Source organism: Achromobacter denitrificans NBRC 15125 (assembly GCF_001571365.1).
Lineage (GTDB): Bacteria > Pseudomonadota > Gammaproteobacteria > Burkholderiales > Burkholderiaceae_B > Achromobacter > Achromobacter denitrificans.
Genome location: NZ_BCTQ01000022.1, coordinates 67,261 through 87,527 on the forward strand (window position 1 = coordinate 67,261; position 20,267 = coordinate 87,527).

Genomic DNA, 20,267 nt, shown 5'->3' on the forward strand with positions numbered 1-20,267 from the left:
GTTGCGGGATTCGGAATGGTTCCATGCGCGCAAGCTGAAATGGTTCTACCCCGCTCCGCTCCGGCTCCCTATGATGTCCCTCACGCGGCCGCGACGGCGCGCCGCAAGCCATTGATAACGACTAGGGAAAAACGATGAACGGCGCAGACAGCCTTTGCGACACCTTGCTTGCCAACGATGTGGACGTTTGCTTTGCGAATCCGGGCACCTCGGAAATGCACTTTGTCGCGGCACTGGATCGCAAACCCCGGATGCGTTGCGTGCTGGGTCTGTTCGAAGGCGTGGTGACGGGCGCGGCCGACGGCTATGCGCGCATGGCCGACAAGCCGGCCGCCACCTTGCTGCACCTGGGGCCGGGCCTGGGCAATGGCCTGGCCAACCTGCACAACGCCAAGCGCGCGCGCACGCCCATGGTCAACATCGTGGGTGACCACGCCACCTATCACGTCCAGTACGACGCGCCTCTCACGAGCGACGTCGAAGGCGTGGCCCGCCCGATGTCGCATTGGGTCAAGCGCACGATGACGGCCGCGGCCCTGTCGGCCGATGCGGCCGAGGCCGTCGGCGTGGCGCGCCAGTCGCCGGGCAACATCGCCACGCTGATCCTGCCCGCCGACACGGCCTGGACCGAGCTGCCCGAGAGCGCGGCGCAGCCGGTGCTGGCGCCGCGCGAGGCCTTGACCCGCGCGTCGGCGGACGCCGTGCGCGCCGCGGCCGCCGCGATCCGCTCGGGCGAGGTCGTGACCCTGATGCTGGGCGGCGCGGCGCTGCGCGAGCGCGCCCTGAACGCCGCCGGCCGCATCGCGCGCGCCACCGGCGCGCGCCTGGTGTCGGAAACCTCGAACCGCCGCATCGAGCGCGGCGGCTCCCGCACGCCGGTCGACCGCCTGCCGTATCCGATCGACCTGGCCGTGGCCAAGCTGAAGGACGTGCGGCATCTGGTGCTGGTGGGCGCGAAGTCGCCCGTCGGCTTCTTCGCCTACCCCGGCAAGCCCAGCCTGCTGGCTCCCCCCGACTGCAATCAAGTCGTGCTGGCCACGGCCGAGCAGGACCTGGCGCAGGCGCTGGAATGGCTGGCCGACGAACTCGGCATCGCGGCCGACGCGCCGCGCCTGACCGCGCCCGCCGCCAGCTACGAAGTGCCGCAATCCGGCAAGCTCACCGGCGCGGCCGTGAACGTTCTGGTGGCGCACATGCTGCCGGAGCAGGCCATCGTCTGCGACGAGTCCATCACCCAGGGCCGGGAGTTCCCCCTCTACAGCGTCAGCAGCGCGCCGCACGACTGGTTGATGCTGACCGGCGGCGCCATCGGCATCGGCCTGCCGCTGGCGACCGGCGCCGCGGTGGCCTGCCCGGACCGCAAGGTGGTCACGCTGCAGGCCGACGGCAGCGGCATGTACACGCTGCAGGCGCTGTGGACGCAGGCTCGCGAGAACCTCGACTGCCTGACGGTGATCCTGGCCAACCGCTCCTACGCCACGCTGCACGGCGAAATGAAAAACGTCGGTGTGCAGGAGCCGGGCCGCAATGCCCGCCGCATGCTGGACCTGCAGGAGCCGCACCTGGAGTGGACGCACCTGGCGCGGGGCATGGGCGTGGAAGCGGTCAGCGTGGACACGATCGAGGCCTTCGCGCGCGCGCTGCAAGAAGGCCTCAAGCGCCGCGGCCCCTTCCTGATCGAAGCGGTGATCTGAACGGCTCCGCGCTTCAGCCCAGGAAGTAATCGGGCTGGGGCGCGGTGACGATGGCGCGATACTCTTCCAGCAGCAATTCGGCGTGGCGCGTCAGCGGCCGTATGCGCGAGCGCATGATGCGCGAATGGATGAGCAGGCTGGGACGAAAGGGCCTGATCACGAAGTGATCCAGGGGGAAGGGCGCGATGGCGGCCGGTTCCACCAGGCCTACGCCGACGCCCGCGCGTATCAGCGCCAGCAGCGCCGCGGACGACGTGACTTCCACCGATACCGGCATATGCAGCGCGGCCTCGGAGAAGGCGATTTCCAGGAAGCTTCCGAAGTTCGTCTGCGGCCCATAGGACAGGAAGGTCTCGGACTTGAGGTCCTGGGCGGTGACCTGCTCCAGGCCGGTAAAGCGGTGGCCGCGCGCCGCGACGCAGACCAGATGCTGAGGACCGAGGTCTTCATTGTGGGTATCGGGCGACGCGGTGATGTCATGCACCAGGCCGAAATCCGCCTGCCCGTTCAGCACGCGCTCGACGATAGGCTGGTTGGCCAGTATTTCCAGCGTGACGGTGATGCCGGGATGCTTTTCGCGCAGCCGCTTCACGGCTTCGGGAAGAAACGTCGCGGCCTGCGTGGGAATGGCCGCGACGGTCACGCTGCCATGGTCGGGATTGGCGAGGCTGCCTATCAGCCGCTGGACGACGCCATACGAGCCGTAGAGATGCTCGACGCTTTCGTGCAGCTGCAGCGCCTGCGGAGTCGGGACCAGGCGCTGATGGGTGCGCTCGAACAGCGCCAGGCCGGTGTCGTCCTCCAGTTGCCGCAGCATCTTGCTGGCGGCCGACTGGGTCATGCCCAGGAGCTTGGCCGCGCGCGACACTGAGCCCGAAATCATGATCGCATTGAACACGCCTAGCTGCGCGAAGCTGGGTTCGCGCAATTCGTGGGATTTGCTCAGGCCGAGATGCGAGCGTGGACTCATGCCTAGGGGAAGTCCGGATAGGTGCAAAAGTCATATATTGCATGAAAGAAACCCCGTCGTCATCATGCGTGCTCCTTCGATCCCTTCCGGAGCCTGCAGATGAAGATGCCTACGCAAGATCCCTGCCTGACCGATGCGGCGCGCCTTGCGCTGAGTGATCCCACGCTGTCCTCCGCGCGCCGGCGGCAGCTCCTGGCGCTGTTGGGCGCAGCGGGCGTATCGGCGATGCTGCCGTTGCGGCGCGCGCATGCAAAAGGCGGGAAGGTCGTGGTCTGCAATTGGGGCGGAGACGCCATCAAGCACCAGCCGACCGTATGGGGAAAGCCCTTTGAAAAGGCAACCGGCACCAAAGTGGAATTCGACGGGACCGGGCCTTCCTTCGGCAAGATCCGCACGATGGTGGAGTCCAGGAATGTGGTGTGGGACGTCTGCGATGCCAACCTCGCGGCGGCGCATTCGTTGGGCAAGCGCGGCTACCTGGAGCCGATCGACTACGCGATCGTGGACCGCAACAAGGTCCGCCCCGGCTTCAGCAGCGAGTACGGCGTTTCGCACTTCATCTACAGCTTCGTGCTCACTTACGACAAGAAGGCCTTTGGCGACCGGATGCCGCGCACCTGGGCCGACTTCTGGAACACCAAGGATTTCCCCGGCACTCGCATCCTGCCGGACCGCGTGCTGGCGTCGCTCGAAGCCGCGCTGATGGCCGACGGCGTGCCGGCGGACGCGAGCAAGATCTATCCCATCGACGAGAAGCGGGCCCTGGACAAGATCGCCGCGATCAAGGAAAACGCCATTTTCTGGAAGACGGGCGCGGAGAGCCAGCAGCTGCTGCGGCAGGGCGAGGCCACCATGGGCCTGGTGTGGCACACGCGCGCGGCCGTGATGCGCCGTGAGCCGGGTTCCAGCATCGACTTCACCTGGAACCAGGGCATCCTGATTCCGGCGGGCTGGCTGGTGCCCAAGGGCAATCCCGCGGGACGCAAGGTGTTCGACTTCATCGCCTCGACCCAATCGCCCGAGAGCCAGATCGAATTGCTGCGGCTCATGGGCAACGGCCCTGCCAACCCCGCGGCCAGCGCGCTGGTGCCGCCCGAACTGCGCAAGGACAATCCGACGGACGACGAGAACTTCCGGCAGCAGATCGTGGCCGACGCGACCTGGCACGGCGAGAATCAGGATCGCATCTACAACGAGTACGTCAAAGTCATCACCGGTTGAGCGGGCAGCATGAGCACTTACGCGGATATGGTGTTGCATGGCGGCCGCATCGCCACGCTGGACGCGTCCCTGGGCGTGGTGCAGGCGCTGGCGATACGCGGCGGCCGGGTGGTCGGCGCGGGGACGGACGCGGATTGCCTGGCGCTGGCCGGGCCCGCCACCGCCAGGATCGGCCTGGCGGGCGCGTTCGCCATGCCGGGAATCAACGACAGCCACTGCCATCCGGACGGCCAGGCGGTGAAGGCCGGGCGCTGGGACGATCTCTCGGGAATCGAGTCCCTGGCCGTTCTGCTTGAACGCATCGCGGCGTTTCATCGAAAGGCGCCCGCCCACGCCTGGTACCTGGGTTTCCGCCTGGACGAAAATGACATCGGCGGCTATCCCTTGCGCTCGGCGCTGGATGCCGCCGCGCCCGGACGCGCGGTGTTCCTGCTGCGGCGCGACGCTCAGGTCGGGCTGGGCAGCCTGGCCGCGTTCGCCGCATTGAAGGCGGGCGGCCTGGCGCGCTCGGTTCCCGAGAATTGCCTGAACGAACCGGCGGGCATGGCGCGCGGCCGAGGCGTGTTCGCGTTCACCACGCATATCGCGGCGGGCGACCGGATCGAGGACTATCTGAGCGGGTACCCGGCGATCTTCGGCGAGATGGCCAGGCTGGGCATTACGAGCGTGCACAACGCCCTGACCAGCGGCCTGGCGATGCAGGCCTATCGGCGCCTGCATGCGGAAGCCGCCTTGCCGGTGCGCGTGGGCATGATGCTCAACGGACGCGACGAAGCGCTGGTCGACGACGTCCTGCGCTCCGGCGCGAGGTTCGGCGACGGCGACGAATACCTGCATCTGCTCGGCGTCGAGTACGGATCGGACGGAAGCACCAGCGGCCGCACCGCGGCGTACTACCAACCCTATGCGCCGCAGGCGGGCGCCGCGGCCGGGCCTCCCGAATTCGGCGACGTGAATTTCTCGGCCGAGGAACTGGCTTTCAAGGTGGGCCGGGTCATGGGCGCGGGCTTGCAGGCGGCGGCGACCGGCAATGGCGATCGCGGCATCGATTTCGCGCTCGATGCGTTCGAGCAGGCCCTGGCCGCCCACCCCGGCGCGATCCCGCCGCGCATCGAGCATTGCTGTTGCGCGCCGCCTTCCATCCAGCAACGCATGGCGCGGCTGGGCGTGATCGACTCTTCCGCGGCCGGCTTCGCCTACAACCTGGGCGATGCCTATCTGCGCAATCGCCCCGAGTCCGATCGGGCCTGGCTGTGGCCCCATCGCGACATGCTGGACCGCGGCGTGCTGGTATGCGGGCATTCGGACGCCCCGGTCTGCGACCGCAATCCGTTTCTCGGCATGTGGTCCATGGTGACGCGCAAGACGGCCTCGGGCGCCGCCATCGGCCCCTCGCAAGCGATCTCGGTGGACGAAGCCATGCGTTGCTATACCGTCAACCCCGCCGTCGCCGAGCGCCAGGGGGGATCCAAGGGCACGCTGGCGCCGGGCAAGCTGGCCGACCTGATCGTGCTGGACCGGAATCTGTACGAAATCCCCGCCGATGCGATCCGCGCCACGGAGGTGCGCGCCACGCTGGTCGGCGGGCGCGTCGCCTTCCGCTCGCCGCTCGCGTCGTGGACGGACGAACTTCCCGAGGAGGGTTGAGTCATGCAACGTTCGCTTCCCGTCGCGCTGGTCTTGCCCGTGGTGTTGCTGGTCGGTGGCCTGTTCCTGCTGCCCGTGTTGCGCATCCTGGCGATCAGCTTCACGGAGCCGGTGCCCGGCGTCGGCAATTACGTGGCCTTGTTCACGCAGCCGCTCTATCTCAAGATCATGGCGACCACCGCCCGGATATGCATCTGGACGACCCTGATCGCCCTGGTGCTGGGCTATGTCGTGGCCTACGTCATGGCCAACGTGCCCGCGCACGTGCGCAGCTGGATGACGATATGCCTGCTGGTGCCGTTTTGGCTGTCGGTGCTGGTCCGGGCGTTTGCCTGGGTATTGCTGTTGTCCAGGGAAGGCGTGGTCAACGCGACGCTCATGGCATTGGGCATGGTCGACCGGCCGCTGACGCTCCTGCGCAATGAAACCGGCGTGCTGATCGGCATGGTGCACTACATGATTCCATACGCGGTGCTGCCGATGCTGACCAATATGCTGGGCATCGATCGCTCCCTGATGGCGGCGTCGCGCGCGTTGGGAGCGGGGCCGGTGCGCACGTTTCTGCGCGTGTACCTGCCGCTCTCCCTGCCGGGCGTATTGGCGGCGGCGGTGCTCGTCTTCATTTTCTGCCTCGGATTCTTCATCACGCCGGCCCTGCTGGGCGGCGGCAAGACCGTGATGGTGGCCCAGTACATCGAGTTCGGCATCAGCGAAACCATGAATTGGGGAATATCCACGGCGTTCGCCAGCGCTTTGCTTGCCGCGGTGGTCCTGAGCCTGGTGCTGATGTCGCGCTGCGTGCGCGTTCCTTCCCTGTTCGGTGCGCCATGAACATACGTCCATCCAAATGGTTCGCGGCCGCGGCCGTCGGCGCGGTGCTGGTGCTGGCCTATCTGTTCCTGCCGGCGCTCGTGGTGATCCCCGTGTCGTTCACCGACCGCAGCTATCTGTCGTTTCCCGCGGAATCCTGGTCGCTGCAGCACTACCGGCAACTGGTCGAGAGCCCGGTCTGGCGCGAGAGCCTGGTGCAGAGCATCGCGGTGTCGGCGGTCTCCACGCTGGCCGCGACCGGCCTGGGCTGCGCCGCGGCCATCGGCGCCTGGAAGATGGGCGCGCGGCTCGGAGGCCTGGTACGCATGCTGGCCTTGCTGCCTCTCATCGTTCCGACCATCGTGGGTGCGCTGGCGTACTACCGCCTGTACATCGACCTGGGGCTGCTGGACACCTATACGGGGGTGGTGCTCGCCCACGTGGTCGCGGCGACGCCGTTCGTCTTCGTGTCGGTGGGATCCGCGCTGGCCAATTTCGATCCCCGGCTGGAGCAGGCCGCGCGTTCGATGGGCGCGCGGCCCTTGCAGGTGCTGGCGCGCATTACCTTGCCGGGCATACGCCCGGGCATCGTGTCGGGCGCCATTTTCGCCTTCATCGTCTCCTGGGACGAACTGGTCGTGCTGCTGTTCATCACCACGCGCAACGTCTACCTGCTGCCGCGGGCGATGTGGGACGGCATCAACGAAAACGTGGATCCCACGATTGCGGCCGTGGCCACCCTGATGATCTTGATCACCTTCATTTGCCTGTGCGTCGAGCGCCTGCTCGCGCACCGGAAAGGAAAGCGGGAGACTGCATGAATTCAGCTCTGTCTTTGGCTGCGCCGCTCTTGCGCGTGCAGGGGTTGCGCAAGCTGTTCGGTTCGGCGGCGGCGCTGGACGGCATTGACTTTTCGCTGGCGCCGGGTGAGTTCCTGACGCTGCTGGGTCCGTCGGGGTCGGGCAAGACCACCACCTTGATGTCGATCGCCGGCTTCGTCACGCCGACCGCCGGCGAGATTTTCCACCGGGGCGAGCCCATCACCCGCCGACCGCCCGAAGACCGCGGGTTCGGCATGGTGTTCCAGGGGTATGCGCTGTTTCCTCACATGACCGTGGAACAGAACGTCAAGTTTCCACTTTCCATACGCGGGGTTTCCGGCAGCGAGGCGCGCACGCGCGCGCGGGCGGCCTTGGAACAGGTGCAGCTGGGCGCCTACGCGGGACGTTATCCGCGGCAGCTCTCCGGCGGGCAGCAGCAGCGCGTCGCGCTGGCGCGCGCGCTGGTCTACCGGCCCGACGCGCTCTTGCTGGACGAACCGCTGTCGGCGCTGGACAAGAAACTGCGCGCCGATCTGCAATGGGAACTCCGCAAGCTGAACAAGGAATCCGGCGCCTCGTTCCTGTACGTCACGCATGACCAGGAAGAAGCGCTCTCGATGTCCGACCGCATCGTCATCTTCAACCAAGGCCGCATCGCGCAGATCGGTTCGCCTTCGGAGCTCTACGAACGGCCGGCAAGCCTGTTCGTGGCCGAGTTCCTGGGCCGCAGCAACGTGCTGCAAGGCACGGTGCGCGCCTCCGGGAGTGACGAGGTCGCGGTGGACTATGAAGGCGGCGTCATCCGGATTCCCAAGCCGGCGCGGGCCTGCGCCGCGGGGGATACCGTGAGCCTGGTGGTGCGGCCGCACAAAATACGCCTGGCGCCGGCGGGGCAGGAGGGCCTGCTGGCCAGGGTCGAGGCCGTCGGTTATGGGGGCAACCTGCTGAATTACCTGCTGCGCACGCCTCGCGGCACGCCGTTGTACCTGGAATGCGTGGCGGGCGCAGGGCACGAGGCGAACCTGCGCCAGGGCGCCGAGGTGTCCGTCGCATTGGACGGCGATGCCGTCAGCGTGCTGGAGGCCGCGGGGGGCTGAGACGCGGGCCACCCTGGGCTAAACGCCCACCCTGGGCTAAACGCCCACCCTGGGCTAAACGCCCAGGTGGCGCGTCAGTTGATCGGGTTCTCGGGCCAGCGCGGCGCTGTCGCCGTCGCGCACGATCAGGCCTTTCTCCATGACCAGGCAGCGATCGGTGTGTTCCAGGACGGCCCGGTAGTTGCGGTCCACGATGAGGGTGGACATGCCGCTGGCGCGGATCTGGCGGATGATCTTCCAGATTTCGGCCACGATCAGCGGCGCCAGGCCCTCGGTGGCTTCGTCCAGGATCAGCAGTTCCGGATTGGTCATCAGGGCGCGGCCGATGGCCAGCATCTGCTGTTCCCCGCCGGAGAGTTGCTGTCCCCCATGGCCCAGGCGTTCCCGCAGCCGCGGGAACGTGTCCAACACCCGGGCATAGGTCCAGTCCTTGCGGCCGAGCCTGCCCGGGCGGGCCGCAACCTGCAGATTCTCGCGCACGTTCAGATTGGGGAAGATGCCGCGCCCCTCGGGCACGTAGGCCACGCCCAGGCGGGCGATCGCATGCGGCCGCGCGCGGGTGCAGTCGCGGCCGTCGACGCGCACGCTGCCCTGCGCGCATTTCACCTGCCCGACCAGGCTGCGTATCAAGGTGGTCTTGCCCATGCCGTTGCGGCCCACCAGGCCCACGGATTCGCCGGGGGCGATATGCATGTCCACGCCGCGCAGCACGTGGCTGGCGCCGTAGTACACATGCAGGCCGCCGGCTTCGATCAGCGTGTTCATCGGCATGCTCCATCCGCGTCCTCGCCCAGGTAGGCGGTCCGCACTTCGGGGTTGGCGCGGATCTCAGGCGGCGTGCCGCTGGCGATGGCGCTGCCGTTGACCATGACGGTAATGGTCTCCGCGACGCGGAAGACGGCGTCCATGTCGTGTTCGACCAGCAGGATGGCGTGGCCGGACTTCAGTGTCTGCAGCAGGGCCAGGATGCGGTCGGTTTCCTCAGGGCCCATGCCGGCTAGCGGTTCGTCCAGCAGCAGCACCTCGGGTTCGCCCGCCAGGCACATGGCGATCTCCAGCTGGCGCTTGCGGCCATGCGGCAGCAGCCCGGCGTCGCGCCCGGCGTCTTCCGCCAGCCCGGCGCGGTCCAGCGCGTGATCGGCCAGTTCGGCGCTGCGGCGGCAGTCCGAGGCGGGCCGCCACCAGCTCCAGAACCGCTGGCGCCGCGCCTGCGCGGCCAGCCGGCAGTTCTCGAACACGCTCAGTTCCGGGAAGATGGTGGAGCGCTGGTAGCTGCGGCCCAGGCCGGCGCGCGCCCGTTCGGGCTGTCGCCAGGCCGTGACGTCGCGCCCGCCCAGCATGACCTGCCCGCTGCTGGGCGCCAATTCACCCGACAGGACGTTGATCAGCGTGGACTTGCCCGCGCCATTGGTGCCGATGACGGCGTGGACCTGGCCGCGTCGCAGGCCCAGCGATACGCCGTTCACCGCCGTCAGGCCGCCGAAGCGGCGCGTCACCGCGCTGGCGGCAAGCAGGACGTCAGACATGGGGCTCTCCCTGGATGGGCAGGCGCGCGGGGGCGGGCTTGCGGTGGGGCGCGGCCGCGTCCGGCTTCGGGGCGGGGGCGCCGCGGCGCTGGCGCAGTTGCGCGGGCAGGCCGGCCAGCCCATTGGGCAGCAGGGCCACCAGGGCGATGATGGCGAGGCCCAAAGGCAGGTGCCAGTGGCGCGCGTAGTCGCCGAAAAGCGCCTCGGACTGGAACAGCTCCTGCAGCAGCACCAGCGCCATGGTGCCCAGCACCGCGCCGCCCAGGCTGCCCATGCCGCCCAGGATCACCATCAGCAGTACCAGGCCGGACTGTTCCCAGGCCAGCAGTTCGGGCGTGACGAATCCGTCTTTCAGGGCGAACAGGAAGCCGGCCAGGCTGGCCAGCGCAGCGCCGACCACGTAGGCGGCGAGCTTGTAGGGATAGGTCGAGTAGCCGGCCGCGCGCATGCGCTGTTCGTTGATGCGTATCCCGGCCAGCGCGGCGCCGAACGCCGAGCGCCGCAGCAGCGCCAGGAAGGCCCAGGTCGCGGTCAGGCAGGCCAGCACGAAGAAGTAGAAACTGCGGGCGTCGGAGAGATCGAAGGGCATCCAGCCGCCCAGGGACGGCTCCGGCCGGAAATACAGGTAGATGCCGTCGCTGCCGCCGCCGATCTTGGTGTCGTGGAACACGTAGTAGGCCATCTGCGAGAAGGCCAGCGTCACCATGATGAAGTACACGCCGCGCGTGCGCAGCGCCAGCGCGCCCGTCAGGGCGGCATAGGCCGCTGCCGCGAGCGCCGCGGCCGGCAGCAGCAGCCACAGGTTGCCCGGCCCGGATTCGGGCGACAGCAGCGCCGCGGAATAGGCGCCGATGCCGAAGAAGGCGGCGTGGCCCAGGCTGACCAGCCCCGCGCCGCCCACCAGCAATTGCAGGCTCAATGCGAAGATCGCGTAGATCATGACCTTGATCGCCAGGCCGGTGTAGTAATCGCTGCCGCTCCAGGCAAAGGCGGCCAGGGCCAGCAGCGCTACGGCGGGGAGTAGTCGGTTCAGCATGTTCAGCCCTGCTTGAACAGCCCTTCGGGCTTGCAAAGAAGAATGAAGGCCATCAGCAGGTACACCAGCACGCCCGCCGCGGCAGGAAACAGCACCTGTCCGAAAGTCTCGACCACGCCGACCAGCATCGCGGCCAGGAAGGCGCCGCGCACCGAGCCGATGCCGCCGATGACGACGACCACGAAGCAGATGATGAGCACGCCGTTGCCCATGCCCGGATAGACGGACGAAACCGGAGCGGCGATGCTGCCGGCGAGCGCGGCCAGCGCCACGCCCGCCGCGAACACCAGGCGATAGAGCCGGTTCACGTCGATGCCGAGGGAGGCGGTCATTTCGCGGTTGCTGGAACCGGCCCGCAGCATCATGCCCAGGCGCGTGCGCGCGATGACCCAGTACAGCAGCAGCGCCACCGCGATGCCGACCGCCGAGATGAACAGCCGGTACACCGGGTATGTCATGACGCCGCCCAGGGAGACGCTGCCCTGCAGCCAGGAGGGCAGCGGCACGCCGTGCACGTCGTTGCCCACCAGGATGCTGCGCAGCTCTTCGAACACCAGGATCAGGCCGTAGGTCATCAGCACCTGCTGCAGGTGGTTGCGCCGGTACAGGTAGCTGAAGAACGCGGCCTCCAGCAGATAGCCCAGCGCGGCGGCGGCCAGCACGCACACCCCCAGCGTGGCCAGGAAGCCGCCGCCCAGCCAGCGGTCCACGGCCGGCCCCAGCGCGAAGGCCATGTACGCGCCTATCATGTAGAAACTGCCGTGGGCGAGATTGATGATGCCCATGATGCCGAAGATCAGCGTCAGTCCGCTGGCCACCAGGAACAGCAGCAAGCCGTACTGGAATGCGTTCAGGCTCTGGATGAGCAGGATGCCGATGTCCATGGTGCCTCCCTGTGGCGGACGCGGATCAGAGCTTGCAGCCGCGGGCGGGGTCGGCGAGCTTCTGCACCGCGACCTCCACGACCTTGTTCTCCAGCCCGTCGACGCGGCGCAGGTAGATGTCCTGCACCGGATTGCCGGCGGCCGACAGGGTGAACGGGCCCCGCGGGCTGTCCACGGTGGCGCCGCGCATGGCCTTGCGGAAATCGTCCTTCTTGGCGAAGTCGCCCTTGACGGCGGCCAGGCCCGATTGCATCAGCTGCGCGGCGTCGTAGCCCTGCACCGCGTAGACGTCGGGCTGGGCCTTGTAGGCCTTGGCGTAGTCGGCGCGAAAGGCGTTGTCGCGCGGCGTGTTCAGGCCGTCGGCGTAATGCAGGGTGGTGAGCAGGCCCTGGGCGGACTCGCCCTGCGCCTGCAGGGTGCCGTCGGTGAGGAAGCCCGAGCCATACAGCGGGATGCGCTTGTCCAGGCCCGCGGCATGGTAGTCCTGCACGAATTTCACGGCGCCGCCGCCCGCGAAGAACGTGAACACCATGTCGGGCTTGAGCGCGGCGATCTCGGTCAGGAGCGGCTGGAATTCGACGTTGGGGAAGGGCAGGCTCAGTTCCTTCACGACCTTGCCGCCGGCCTTCTCGAAGCCTTCCTTGAAACCGCCGATGGCCTCGTCGCCCGCCGCGTATTTCCAGGTGATGGTGACGGCCGTCTTGTGGCCCTTGGCGCGCGCGACCGGCGCCATGGCATAGGCGGGCTGCCAGTTGGTGAACGAGGTGCGGAAAATGCCGGGGCTGCACAGCGGGCCGGTGATGGCATTGGCGCCCGCGTTCGTGACGATCAGCGTGGTGTCGGCGTCCTTGGCCGCCTTGGCCAGGGCCATCGCCACGCCCGAATGCACGGTGCCGATCAGCACGTCCACCTGGTCGCGCTTGATGAGCCGGTTGGCGTTCTCGGCCGCCTTGGCCGGGTTGGACTCGTCGTCCACCTTGAAGTATTCGATTTCGCGCCCGCCCAGCTTGCCGCCCTGTTCGGCGACGTACAGCTTGAAGCCGTTCTCGATGGCATTGCCAAGCGCGGCATAGGTGCCGCTGTAGGGCAGCATGAAGCCGACCTTGATCTTGTCGGCCGCCTGCGCGGCGCCGGCGGCGAGCATCAGGGCCGCGGCGAACGCGGTCCGGGTCAGGGCGTGGTTCATGGTGAGTCTCCGTGCTTGTTATGGGCCGACGCGGGGTCGGCGGGGGTGGTCCGGTCCGCCGACGAAACCGGCGACGGCCTGGATGACGCGGGCGGACTGGTCCCGGTGCGGCGTATGTCCGCAGCCGGGGAGTTCGAGCAGTTCGGTCTGGGGCGCGAGGCGGCGGATGCCGCGTATCTGGGCGAGCGTGCCGTATTCGTCGTCCACCCCCTGGATGGCCAGCACGGGGCAGGCGATCCGGGGCAGGTATTCCTCGATGCTCCAGGCGCGGAAAGCGGGAGCGAGCCAGACGTCGTTCCAGCCCCAGAAGGCCGAATCCGCGTCCGCGTGATGGCGGCCGAGGCGGGCGCGCAGGTCCGTTTCCAGATAGGCCTGCCGCGCCTGTTCGATGCTGGCCAGCGTCTTTTCCTCGATCAGGATGTGCGGGGCCGCGACCACGATGCCGGCGACGGCGTCCGGATGCATCGCCGCGTAGAGCAGGGCGATCGAGCCGCCGTCGCTGTGGCCGAAGAGCACCGGCTTGTCGCGGCGCGCGTCCACGCCCAGCGCGAGCAGGAGGGCCGGCAACACCTCGCGCGCCTGGGCGTGCATGAAGTCCACCGGCCATTTCTCTTGCGCCGGACGCGGGGTCGAGCGGCCATAGCCGTAGCGCGAATACACGAGCCCGCGGCAGCCGGCCGCCTCGCAGACCTGCCGCGGCCAGTCTTTCCACATGGAGACCGATCCCAGCCCTTCGTGCAGGAACACGAGCAGCGGGGCTTGCGGGCCAGCGGAGCCGATCCACTGGCATTCCAGGCGCATGTCGCGCCCCAGCGCGTGGATCTCGGCGAAGACGCTCCCGCCCGCGACGGGGCCGTTCATAGCGCTGCCTCTTCCAGCTGCCGCAGGCGGAAACGCTGGATCTTTCCGGTGGCGGTCTTGGGCAGCTCGTCGGTGAAATCGATCTGGCGGGGATACTTGAACGGCGCCAGGTGCTGCTTCACGTAGGCCTGCAGGGCGGATCCGGTGCTTGCATCGGGTTCGAAGCCGGGGCGCAGCACCACGTAGGCCTTGGTCTTCACGAGCCCGTCATGGTCGGGCACGCCGATCACCGCGGCTTCCAGCACGGCCTCGTGCTGCACCAGGATGTTCTCGACCTCCACGGGCGAGACGTACTGGCCGCTGACCTTGATCATGTCGTCGCTGCGGCCGGCGTAGGTGTAGTAGCCGTCGGCGTCGCAGGTGTATTTGTCGCCGCTCTTGAGCCAGTCGCCCAGGAAGCACTGGCGCGTCTTGTCGCGGTTGTTCCAGTACATCAGGGCCGCGCTGGGGCCCTTGATGTAGAGGTCGCCGATGGCGCCGGGGGGCACGGGCGCGCCGTTGTCGTCGCGCAGCTGCACTTCGTATCCGGGCACCGGCTTGCCGGTCGTGCCGTAGCGCAGTTGCCCGGCCTGGTTGGAAATGAAGATGTGCAGCATTTCGGTGGAGCCGATGCCGTCCAGGATGTCGCAGCCGAAATGGCGCATGAAGCGTTCGCCGATATCGCGGGGCAGGGCTTCGCCGGCCGAGGTGCAGACGCGCAGCGCGATCTGGTCGCGCGGCGGCAGGGCGGGCGAGGCCAGCATGCTGGCGTAGAGCGTGGGCACGCCATAGAACACCGTGGGCCGGTGCCGGGTCAGCCGCTGGAACACGGCTTGCGGCGTGGGGCGTTCGCTCATCAGGATCACGGTGGCGCCGACCGACAGCGGAAAGGTCAGGCCATTGCCCAGGCCGTAGGCGAAGAAGAGCTTGGCGGCCGAGAACACCACGTCGTCCTCGCGGATGCCGAGCACGGGCTTGGCATAGAGTTCGGCCGTGTGCCACAGGTTGCCGTGGGTGTGGACCACGCCCTTGGGCTTGCCGGTGGAGCCGGACGAATACAGCCAGAAGGCGATCTCGTCGGACAGCGTGCGCGCAGCCGGCGCCAGCGGCGCGCGGGCCAGCAGCGCCTCGAATTCATGCGCGCCGGCCGGCAGCGGGCCGGCGGGCTGGGATACGATCAAGTGTTCCACTTCGGCGCCGGCCTGCCGCAGCGCCGCCTGCACCGTGGGCAACAGGGCGCCCGAGGTGAACACCGCGCGCACCCGGCTGTGCCCGATGATGTAGGCGTAATCGTCCGCGGTCAGCAGCGTGTTGACGGCCACCGGAACCACGCCGGCGTGCAGCGCGCCCAGGAACACCACGGGCCAGTCGGCGGTGTCCTGCATCAGCAGCAGGATGCGCTCTTCGCGCCGCAGCCCGAGATCGCGCAGGGCCCCGCCCAGCCGGGCCACGCGGTGCGCCAGCTCCCCGTAGGTGAGTTCGCGGGTGTCGTCGATGTAGGCGGGCTTGGCGGCGCGCGGGGCATTGAGCGCCGCCAGGTGGCTGGCGAAGTTGAGTTCGGCGGGACAGGTGTTCACGGTTGTCTCCTGATGTCCTGGGGGGCGGATGCCGCGTCTGTGTTCTTATGGGAAGCGCGGCGCCGGGCGGATCGGGGCGCTAGGAAGGCGAGAAGTCGATCGCGCCGCCCGGCAGCAGGTACAGCACCAGGGCGCGGCCGCCGCTCACGGTCGGCCGGTGCGCGCTGCCGGGGCCGTAGACCAGCCAGCCGGCACCGTGGCCGTCGAAGCGGGCGCCTTCGGTCAGCGGCATGATCAGGTCGATCTCGCCGTTGGGGTGCGCGTGCAGCGGGCCGGCCAGGTCGTCCATGTCCACCACGTCCACTGAGCAGCCGGCCAGGTCGGGCGCCGGCTTGATGACGCGGCCGTAGCGGATGCCGCCGCCTTCGCGGCTGCACATCCAGCCCTCGGCCACGCCTTGCCTACAGGTGTCGAAGATTTCCTGGAACAGGGCGCTTTGCGGGCCGGCTTCGCGGTTCAACGCGGCTTGCAGGCCGGCGTTGAGTTCCTGGCCGGCCGCCAGACGCGCGACGTCGCGCATCAGGGCATGGAATCGATCTGGCGTACTCACCGGGCTCCTCCTTTACACTTGTCGGCGCTTCGAAATGCGGATGAACTCCACTGCTGTTTTTTTGCATCTGACCGGCAGTTGAATTCATTGAATGGAAAAATAGTGCTTCCATTGATTTGGGTCAAGCACTATAGTGCATAAATCGACGACTATCAGGGTTTTTGCGGAGTCAGCCAGAACATGAATCAAGCGCTAGACGCGGCGCCATCCGAACCTCGGCGAGAGGCGTTCCTCGTGGCCCTGGGCGAGCGGGTGCGCCGCCTGCGGGCCATACGCGGGATGACCCGCAAGAGCCTGTCGCAGGTGACCGGCGTGTCGGAGCGCCATCTCGCCAATCTCGAACATGGGGTGGGCAACGCGTCGATTCTCGTGCTGCTGCAGATCGCGAAGGCGTTCAATTGCGCGCTGGCCGAGCTGGTCGGCGATGTGACCACCGAATCGCCGGACTGGCTGCTGATCCGCGAACTGCTCAGCGGCCGCACGGAATCCGACCTGCAGCGCGCGCGCGAGGCGCTGACCCAGCTCTTCGGCGTGGGGGCGGGCGCGCAGCGGCCGAACCGCACCCAGCGCGTGGCGCTGATCGGCCTGCGCGGCGCGGGCAAGTCCACCCTGGGCCAGATGCTGGCGGACGACCTGGGCTACCCCTTCGTGGAGCTGAACCGCGAGATCGAGCGCGTGGCCGGGTGCAGCATCCTGGAGATCCATAACCTCTACGGTCCCAATGCATACCGCCGCTACGAACGGCGGGCGCTGGAAGAGGCCGTGCAGATCTATCCCGAAATGGTGCTGGCGACGCCCGGCGGGCTGGTGTCCGAGCCGGCGACCTTGAACCTGCTGCTGGCGCATTGCTATACGGTGTGGCTGCGCGCCACGCCCGAGGAGCACATGGGCCGCGTCATGGCGCAGGGCGACTTCCGCCCCATGTCGGGCAACAACGAGGCGATGGCCGACCTGAAGCGCATCCTGGCCGGGCGCGAAGCCTTCTACGCCAAGGCCGACCTGACCTGGGTCACCAGCAACCTGGAAGTGAAGGAGAGTTTCGCCGGCCTGCGCACCCAGGTGCGCAAGGCTTGCGGCCTGCCGCTATAGCCCGGCAGTCGGTCCGGGCCGACCGCCGACGACAGGAACTTTTTTGCATGTCCCCGCTTGACGGGGATTTTTTTTGCCCGTAATCTGCATAATAATTCATGTCATGCAGTATTTTTCCTGTTTAGGCGCACGAGGAGACACACGATGAGCAGCACCCTCAACCGGGTAGATTTCCGGACCGACCCGGGGCAGTACCGCCATTGGCGCCTGACGTTCGACGGCCCCGTCGCCACCTTGGCCATGGACGTCGCCGAAGACGGCGGCTTGCGCCCCGGCTACAAGCTCAAGCTGAATTCCTACGACCTGGGCGTCGACATCGAATTGCACGATGCCTTGCAGCGCATCCGCTTCGAGCATCCCGAAGTGCGCTCCGTGGTCGTGACCAGCATGAAAGAGCGCATCTTCTGTTCGGGCGCCAATATCTTCATGCTCGGCCTGTCGTCCCACGCCTGGAAGGTGAACTTCTGCAAGTTCACCAACGAAACCCGCAACGGCATCGAAGATTCCAGCCGCCACGGCGGCCTGAAATTCATCGCCGCGTTGAACGGCGCCTGCGCCGGGGGCGGCTACGAGCTCGCGCTGGCCTGCGATGAAATCGTGCTGGTGGACGACCGGTCCTCTTCCGTGGCCTTGCCCGAAGTGCCGCTGCTGGGCGTGCTGCCGGGCACCGGCGGCCTGACCCGCGTGACGGACAAGCGCCGGGTGCGCCACGACCACGCGGACATCTTCTGCACCCTGGTGGAAGGCGTGCGCGGCCAGCGCGCCAAGGACTGGCGGCTGGTGGACGAGGTGGTCAAGCCCGCGAACTTCGACGCCGCGGTGCGCGAGCGCGCCCTGGCCCTGGCGCAAGGCAGCGACCGGCCCGCCGGCGGCGAGGGCGTTTCGCTGACGCCCTTGCAGCGCGCCGAAAACCCGGACGGCCTGTCCTACCGCTACGTGGATGTCCGCATCGACCGCGACAAGCGCCATGCCATCTGGACCGTGCGCGGGCCCGAGGGCGAGGTGGAAACCGAGATGGCGGACATCCTGGCGGCCGGCGCCGCCTGGTGGCCGCTGCAAATGGCGCGCGAACTGGACGACGCCATCCTGTCCATGCGCACGAATGAACTGGACATCGGCACCTGGATCTTCAAGACCGAAGGCGACGCGGACCGCGTCCTGGCGGCCGACGCCGCGCTGGAGCAGCACGCGGACCACTGGTTCGTGCGGGAAACGGCCGGCATGCTGCGCCGCACGCTGGCGCGCCTGGACGTCACCTCGCGCAGCCTGTTCGCCCTGATCGAGCCCGGCTCCTGCTTCGCCGGCACCCTGCTGGAACTGGCGCTGGCCGCCGACCGCAGCTACATGCTGGATGACGAGGACGAAACGGCGCCCGCGCGCATCGTGGTGGGCGGCCGCAATTTCGGCGCCTATCCGATGGTCAATGGCCTCAGCCGCCTGCAGCGGCGCTTCCATGAAGAAGCGGAGCCCTTGGAAGCCGTCCGCGGCCGCGCGGGCCAGCCCTTGGCCGCGACCGAGGCGCTGGAACTGGGCTTGATCACCTATGCGCCCGACAGCATCGATTGGGACGACGAAGTGCGGATGGCGCTGGAAGAACGCCGGGCCCTGTCGCCCGACGCGCTGACCGGCCTGGAGGCCAACCTGCGCTTCGGCGAACGGGAAACGATGGAGACCCGCATCTTCGGCCGCCTGACGGCCTGGCAGAACTGGATCTTCAACCGCCCGAACGCCGCCGGCGACAAGGGCGCGCTCAAGCTCTACGGCAAGGGCGAGCAGGCCGCATTCGACTGGAACCGGGTCTGAAGAACCCCGCGACGCCGCGCCGCGCCGCGCGGCCCACACCCAAGGAACAGGAGCGAGACGATGTCCGGAATCAACTACACCGATAAGATCCCCAATAACGTCAATCTGTCCGGCGACCGCACGCTGCAACGCGCGCTGGAGCATTGGCAGCCCAACTACCTGCAATGGTGGCAGGACATGGGGCCCGACGGTTCGCACGGCTTCGACGTCTACCTGCGCACGGCCGTCAGCGTGCAGCCCGACGGCTGGGCGCACTTCGACCACGTCAAGATGCCGGACTACCGCTGGGGCATCTTCCTGGCGCCGCAGGACGGCCAGCGCAAGATCCATTTCGGCGAGAACATGGGGCGCGACGCCTGGCAGGACGTGCCGGGCGAACACCGCGCCAACCTGCGCCGCATCATCGTCACGCAGGGCGATACCGAGCCCGCCTCGATCGAACAGCAGCGCCATCTGGGCCTGACCGCCCCGTCGCAGTACGACCTGCGCAACCTGTTCCAGATCAACGTCGAAGAAGGCCGCCATCTGTGGGCCATGGTCTACCTGCTGCACCGCTACTTCGGCCGCGACGGCCGCGAAGAGGCCGACGCGCTGCTGCAGCGCAGCTCCGGCGACGCCGACAATCCGCGCATCCTGGGCGCCTTCAACGAAAAGACGCCCGACTGGCTGGCGTTCTACATGTTCACCTACTTCACCGACCGCGACGGCAAGTTCCAGCTGTGCGCCCTGGCGGAGTCGGGCTTCGATCCGCTGGCGCGCACCACCAAGTTCATGCTGACCGAGGAAGCGCATCACATGTTCGTGGGCGAATCGGGCATCTCGCGGGTGATCCAGCGCACCTGCGAAGTCATGAACCAGCTGAAGACGGACGACCCGGACAGCGTGCGCGCGGCCGGCGTGATCGACCTGCCCACCATCCAGCGCTACCTGAATTTCCACTACAGCGTCACCATCGATCTCTTCGGCGCGGATCAGTCTTCCAATGCCGCCATCTTCTACAGCTCGGGCCTGAAGGGCCGCTACGAAGAGGGCAAGCGCACGGACGACCACCAGCTCAAGAACGACACCTACCGCGTGCTGACCGTGGAAAACGGCAGGTTGGGAGAGATCGAAGTGCCGATGCTCAACGCCTTGAACGAAGTCCTGCGCGACGACTTCATCCGCGATTCCGTGGCCGGCATCGGACGCTGGAACAAGGTCATCGAGAAGAGCGGCATTCCGTTCCGGCTGCAGGTGCCGCACAAGGCATTCAACCGCCAGATCGGCACCCTGGCGGGCATCCGCATGTCCCCCGAGGGCGACATTCTTTCCGAGTCGCAATGGCAGGCCAACCGCCACAAGTGGCTGCCGACGCCGGAGGACCGCGAATTCGTCGCTACGCTGATGGGGCGCGTCACCGAGCCGGGCAAGTTCGCCAACTGGATCGCGCCGCCGGTCATGGGCATCAACCGCCAGCCCGTGAATTTCGAGTACGTCCGTTTCAACTAAAGCGGGGCGGCGGCCGCTCGGGCGGCCG

General features: G+C 67.8%; 18 protein-coding genes. 9 read left to right on the top strand and 9 right to left on the bottom strand.

Annotated elements, in window-relative coordinates; translation table 11 throughout:
- Positions 1-134: 134 nt before the first annotated feature.
- A complete protein-coding gene (locus tag ADE01S_RS18735; protein WP_062683239.1) occupies positions 135-1,694 on the top strand; it encodes an acetolactate synthase large subunit in 1,560 nt (519 codons plus the stop codon).
- Positions 1,695-1,707: 13 nt separating this feature from the next.
- Here the strand turns inward: ADE01S_RS18735 and ADE01S_RS18740 are convergent, their stop codons facing one another.
- Positions 1,708-2,664: a LysR family transcriptional regulator gene (locus ADE01S_RS18740; RefSeq protein ID WP_062683240.1), complete on the bottom strand. Its 957-nt coding sequence runs from the start codon at positions 2,662-2,664 to the stop codon at positions 1,708-1,710.
- Between the two features lie 99 nt (positions 2,665-2,763).
- On the opposite strand from ADE01S_RS18740, the gene ADE01S_RS18745 reads away from it, so the two are divergent.
- Genes ADE01S_RS18745 through ADE01S_RS18765 form a run of 5 tightly spaced genes read left to right on the top strand, consistent with a single transcriptional unit; the run spans position 2,764 to position 8,260 of the window.
- Complete coding sequence (locus ADE01S_RS18745; RefSeq protein ID WP_075873422.1) at positions 2,764-3,885, top strand: ABC transporter substrate-binding protein; 1,122 nt, start codon at positions 2,764-2,766, stop codon at positions 3,883-3,885.
- A gap of 9 nt (positions 3,886-3,894) precedes the next feature.
- A complete protein-coding gene (locus tag ADE01S_RS18750; protein ID WP_062683242.1) occupies positions 3,895-5,532 on the top strand; it encodes an amidohydrolase in 1,638 nt (545 codons plus the stop codon).
- 3 nt (positions 5,533-5,535) lie between these two features.
- Positions 5,536-6,363, top strand: coding sequence for an ABC transporter permease (locus tag ADE01S_RS18755; protein ID WP_062683243.1), 828 nt, complete (start codon positions 5,536-5,538; stop codon positions 6,361-6,363).
- Positions 6,360-7,163, top strand: a complete 804-nt coding sequence (locus ADE01S_RS18760; protein ID WP_062683244.1) for an ABC transporter permease — start codon at positions 6,360-6,362, stop codon at positions 7,161-7,163. The genes ADE01S_RS18755 and ADE01S_RS18760 overlap by 4 nt, the downstream gene beginning before the upstream one ends.
- Positions 7,160-8,260: an ABC transporter ATP-binding protein gene (locus tag ADE01S_RS18765; RefSeq protein WP_062683245.1), complete on the top strand. Its 1,101-nt coding sequence runs from the start codon at positions 7,160-7,162 to the stop codon at positions 8,258-8,260. The genes ADE01S_RS18760 and ADE01S_RS18765 overlap by 4 nt, the downstream gene beginning before the upstream one ends.
- A 54-nt stretch (positions 8,261-8,314) precedes the next feature.
- Here the strand turns inward: ADE01S_RS18765 and ADE01S_RS18770 are convergent, their stop codons facing one another.
- The 8 genes from ADE01S_RS18770 to ADE01S_RS18805 form a co-directional block, all read right to left on the bottom strand.
- Complete coding sequence (locus tag ADE01S_RS18770; RefSeq protein WP_062683246.1) at positions 8,315-9,025, bottom strand: ABC transporter ATP-binding protein; 711 nt, start codon at positions 9,023-9,025, stop codon at positions 8,315-8,317.
- A complete protein-coding gene (locus ADE01S_RS18775) occupies positions 9,022-9,786 on the bottom strand; it encodes an ABC transporter ATP-binding protein (protein ID WP_062683247.1) in 765 nt (254 codons plus the stop codon). The genes ADE01S_RS18770 and ADE01S_RS18775 overlap by 4 nt, the downstream gene beginning before the upstream one ends.
- Entirely contained in the window at positions 9,779-10,822 is a 1,044-nt protein-coding gene (locus ADE01S_RS18780; RefSeq protein ID WP_062683248.1) for a branched-chain amino acid ABC transporter permease, read from the bottom strand. The genes ADE01S_RS18775 and ADE01S_RS18780 overlap by 8 nt, the downstream gene beginning before the upstream one ends.
- A 2-nt stretch (positions 10,823-10,824) precedes the next feature.
- Positions 10,825-11,706: a branched-chain amino acid ABC transporter permease gene (locus tag ADE01S_RS18785; RefSeq protein WP_062683249.1), complete on the bottom strand. Its 882-nt coding sequence runs from the start codon at positions 11,704-11,706 to the stop codon at positions 10,825-10,827.
- 25 nt (positions 11,707-11,731) lie between these two features.
- The gene (locus tag ADE01S_RS18790; RefSeq protein ID WP_062683250.1) at positions 11,732-12,892 is read right to left on the bottom strand and encodes an ABC transporter substrate-binding protein; all 1,161 of its coding nucleotides are present in this window, start codon (positions 12,890-12,892) and stop codon (positions 11,732-11,734) included.
- An 18-nt stretch (positions 12,893-12,910) separates the two neighbouring features.
- On the bottom strand, positions 12,911-13,753 hold the full coding sequence (locus ADE01S_RS18795) for an alpha/beta fold hydrolase (protein ID WP_062683251.1): 843 nt from the start codon (positions 13,751-13,753) through the stop codon (positions 12,911-12,913).
- Positions 13,750-15,309 (bottom strand): benzoate-CoA ligase family protein, encoded by a 1,560-nt coding sequence (locus ADE01S_RS18800; protein WP_062683252.1) that lies wholly within the window; start codon positions 15,307-15,309, stop codon positions 13,750-13,752. The genes ADE01S_RS18795 and ADE01S_RS18800 overlap by 4 nt, the downstream gene beginning before the upstream one ends.
- A 79-nt stretch (positions 15,310-15,388) precedes the next feature.
- Positions 15,389-15,859: a 4-hydroxylaminobenzoate lyase gene (locus tag ADE01S_RS18805; RefSeq protein ID WP_062683253.1), complete on the bottom strand. Its 471-nt coding sequence runs from the start codon at positions 15,857-15,859 to the stop codon at positions 15,389-15,391.
- A 180-nt stretch (positions 15,860-16,039) separates the two neighbouring features.
- Here ADE01S_RS18805 and ADE01S_RS18810 point away from each other — a divergent pair, with 180 nt between their 5' ends.
- The 3 genes from ADE01S_RS18810 to boxB all read left to right on the top strand — a co-directional run bounded on the left by ADE01S_RS18810 (position 16,040) and on the right by boxB (position 20,239).
- Positions 16,040-16,948, top strand: a complete 909-nt coding sequence (locus tag ADE01S_RS18810) for a helix-turn-helix transcriptional regulator (protein ID WP_062683254.1) — start codon at positions 16,040-16,042, stop codon at positions 16,946-16,948.
- Positions 16,949-17,092: 144 nt separating this feature from the next.
- Positions 17,093-18,751: a 2,3-epoxybenzoyl-CoA dihydrolase gene (boxC, locus tag ADE01S_RS18815; protein WP_062683255.1), complete on the top strand. Its 1,659-nt coding sequence runs from the start codon at positions 17,093-17,095 to the stop codon at positions 18,749-18,751.
- A gap of 60 nt (positions 18,752-18,811) precedes the next feature.
- A complete protein-coding gene (gene boxB / locus ADE01S_RS18820; RefSeq protein WP_062683256.1) occupies positions 18,812-20,239 on the top strand; it encodes a benzoyl-CoA 2,3-epoxidase subunit BoxB in 1,428 nt (475 codons plus the stop codon).
- The last annotated feature ends 28 nt before the right edge of the window (positions 20,240-20,267 follow it).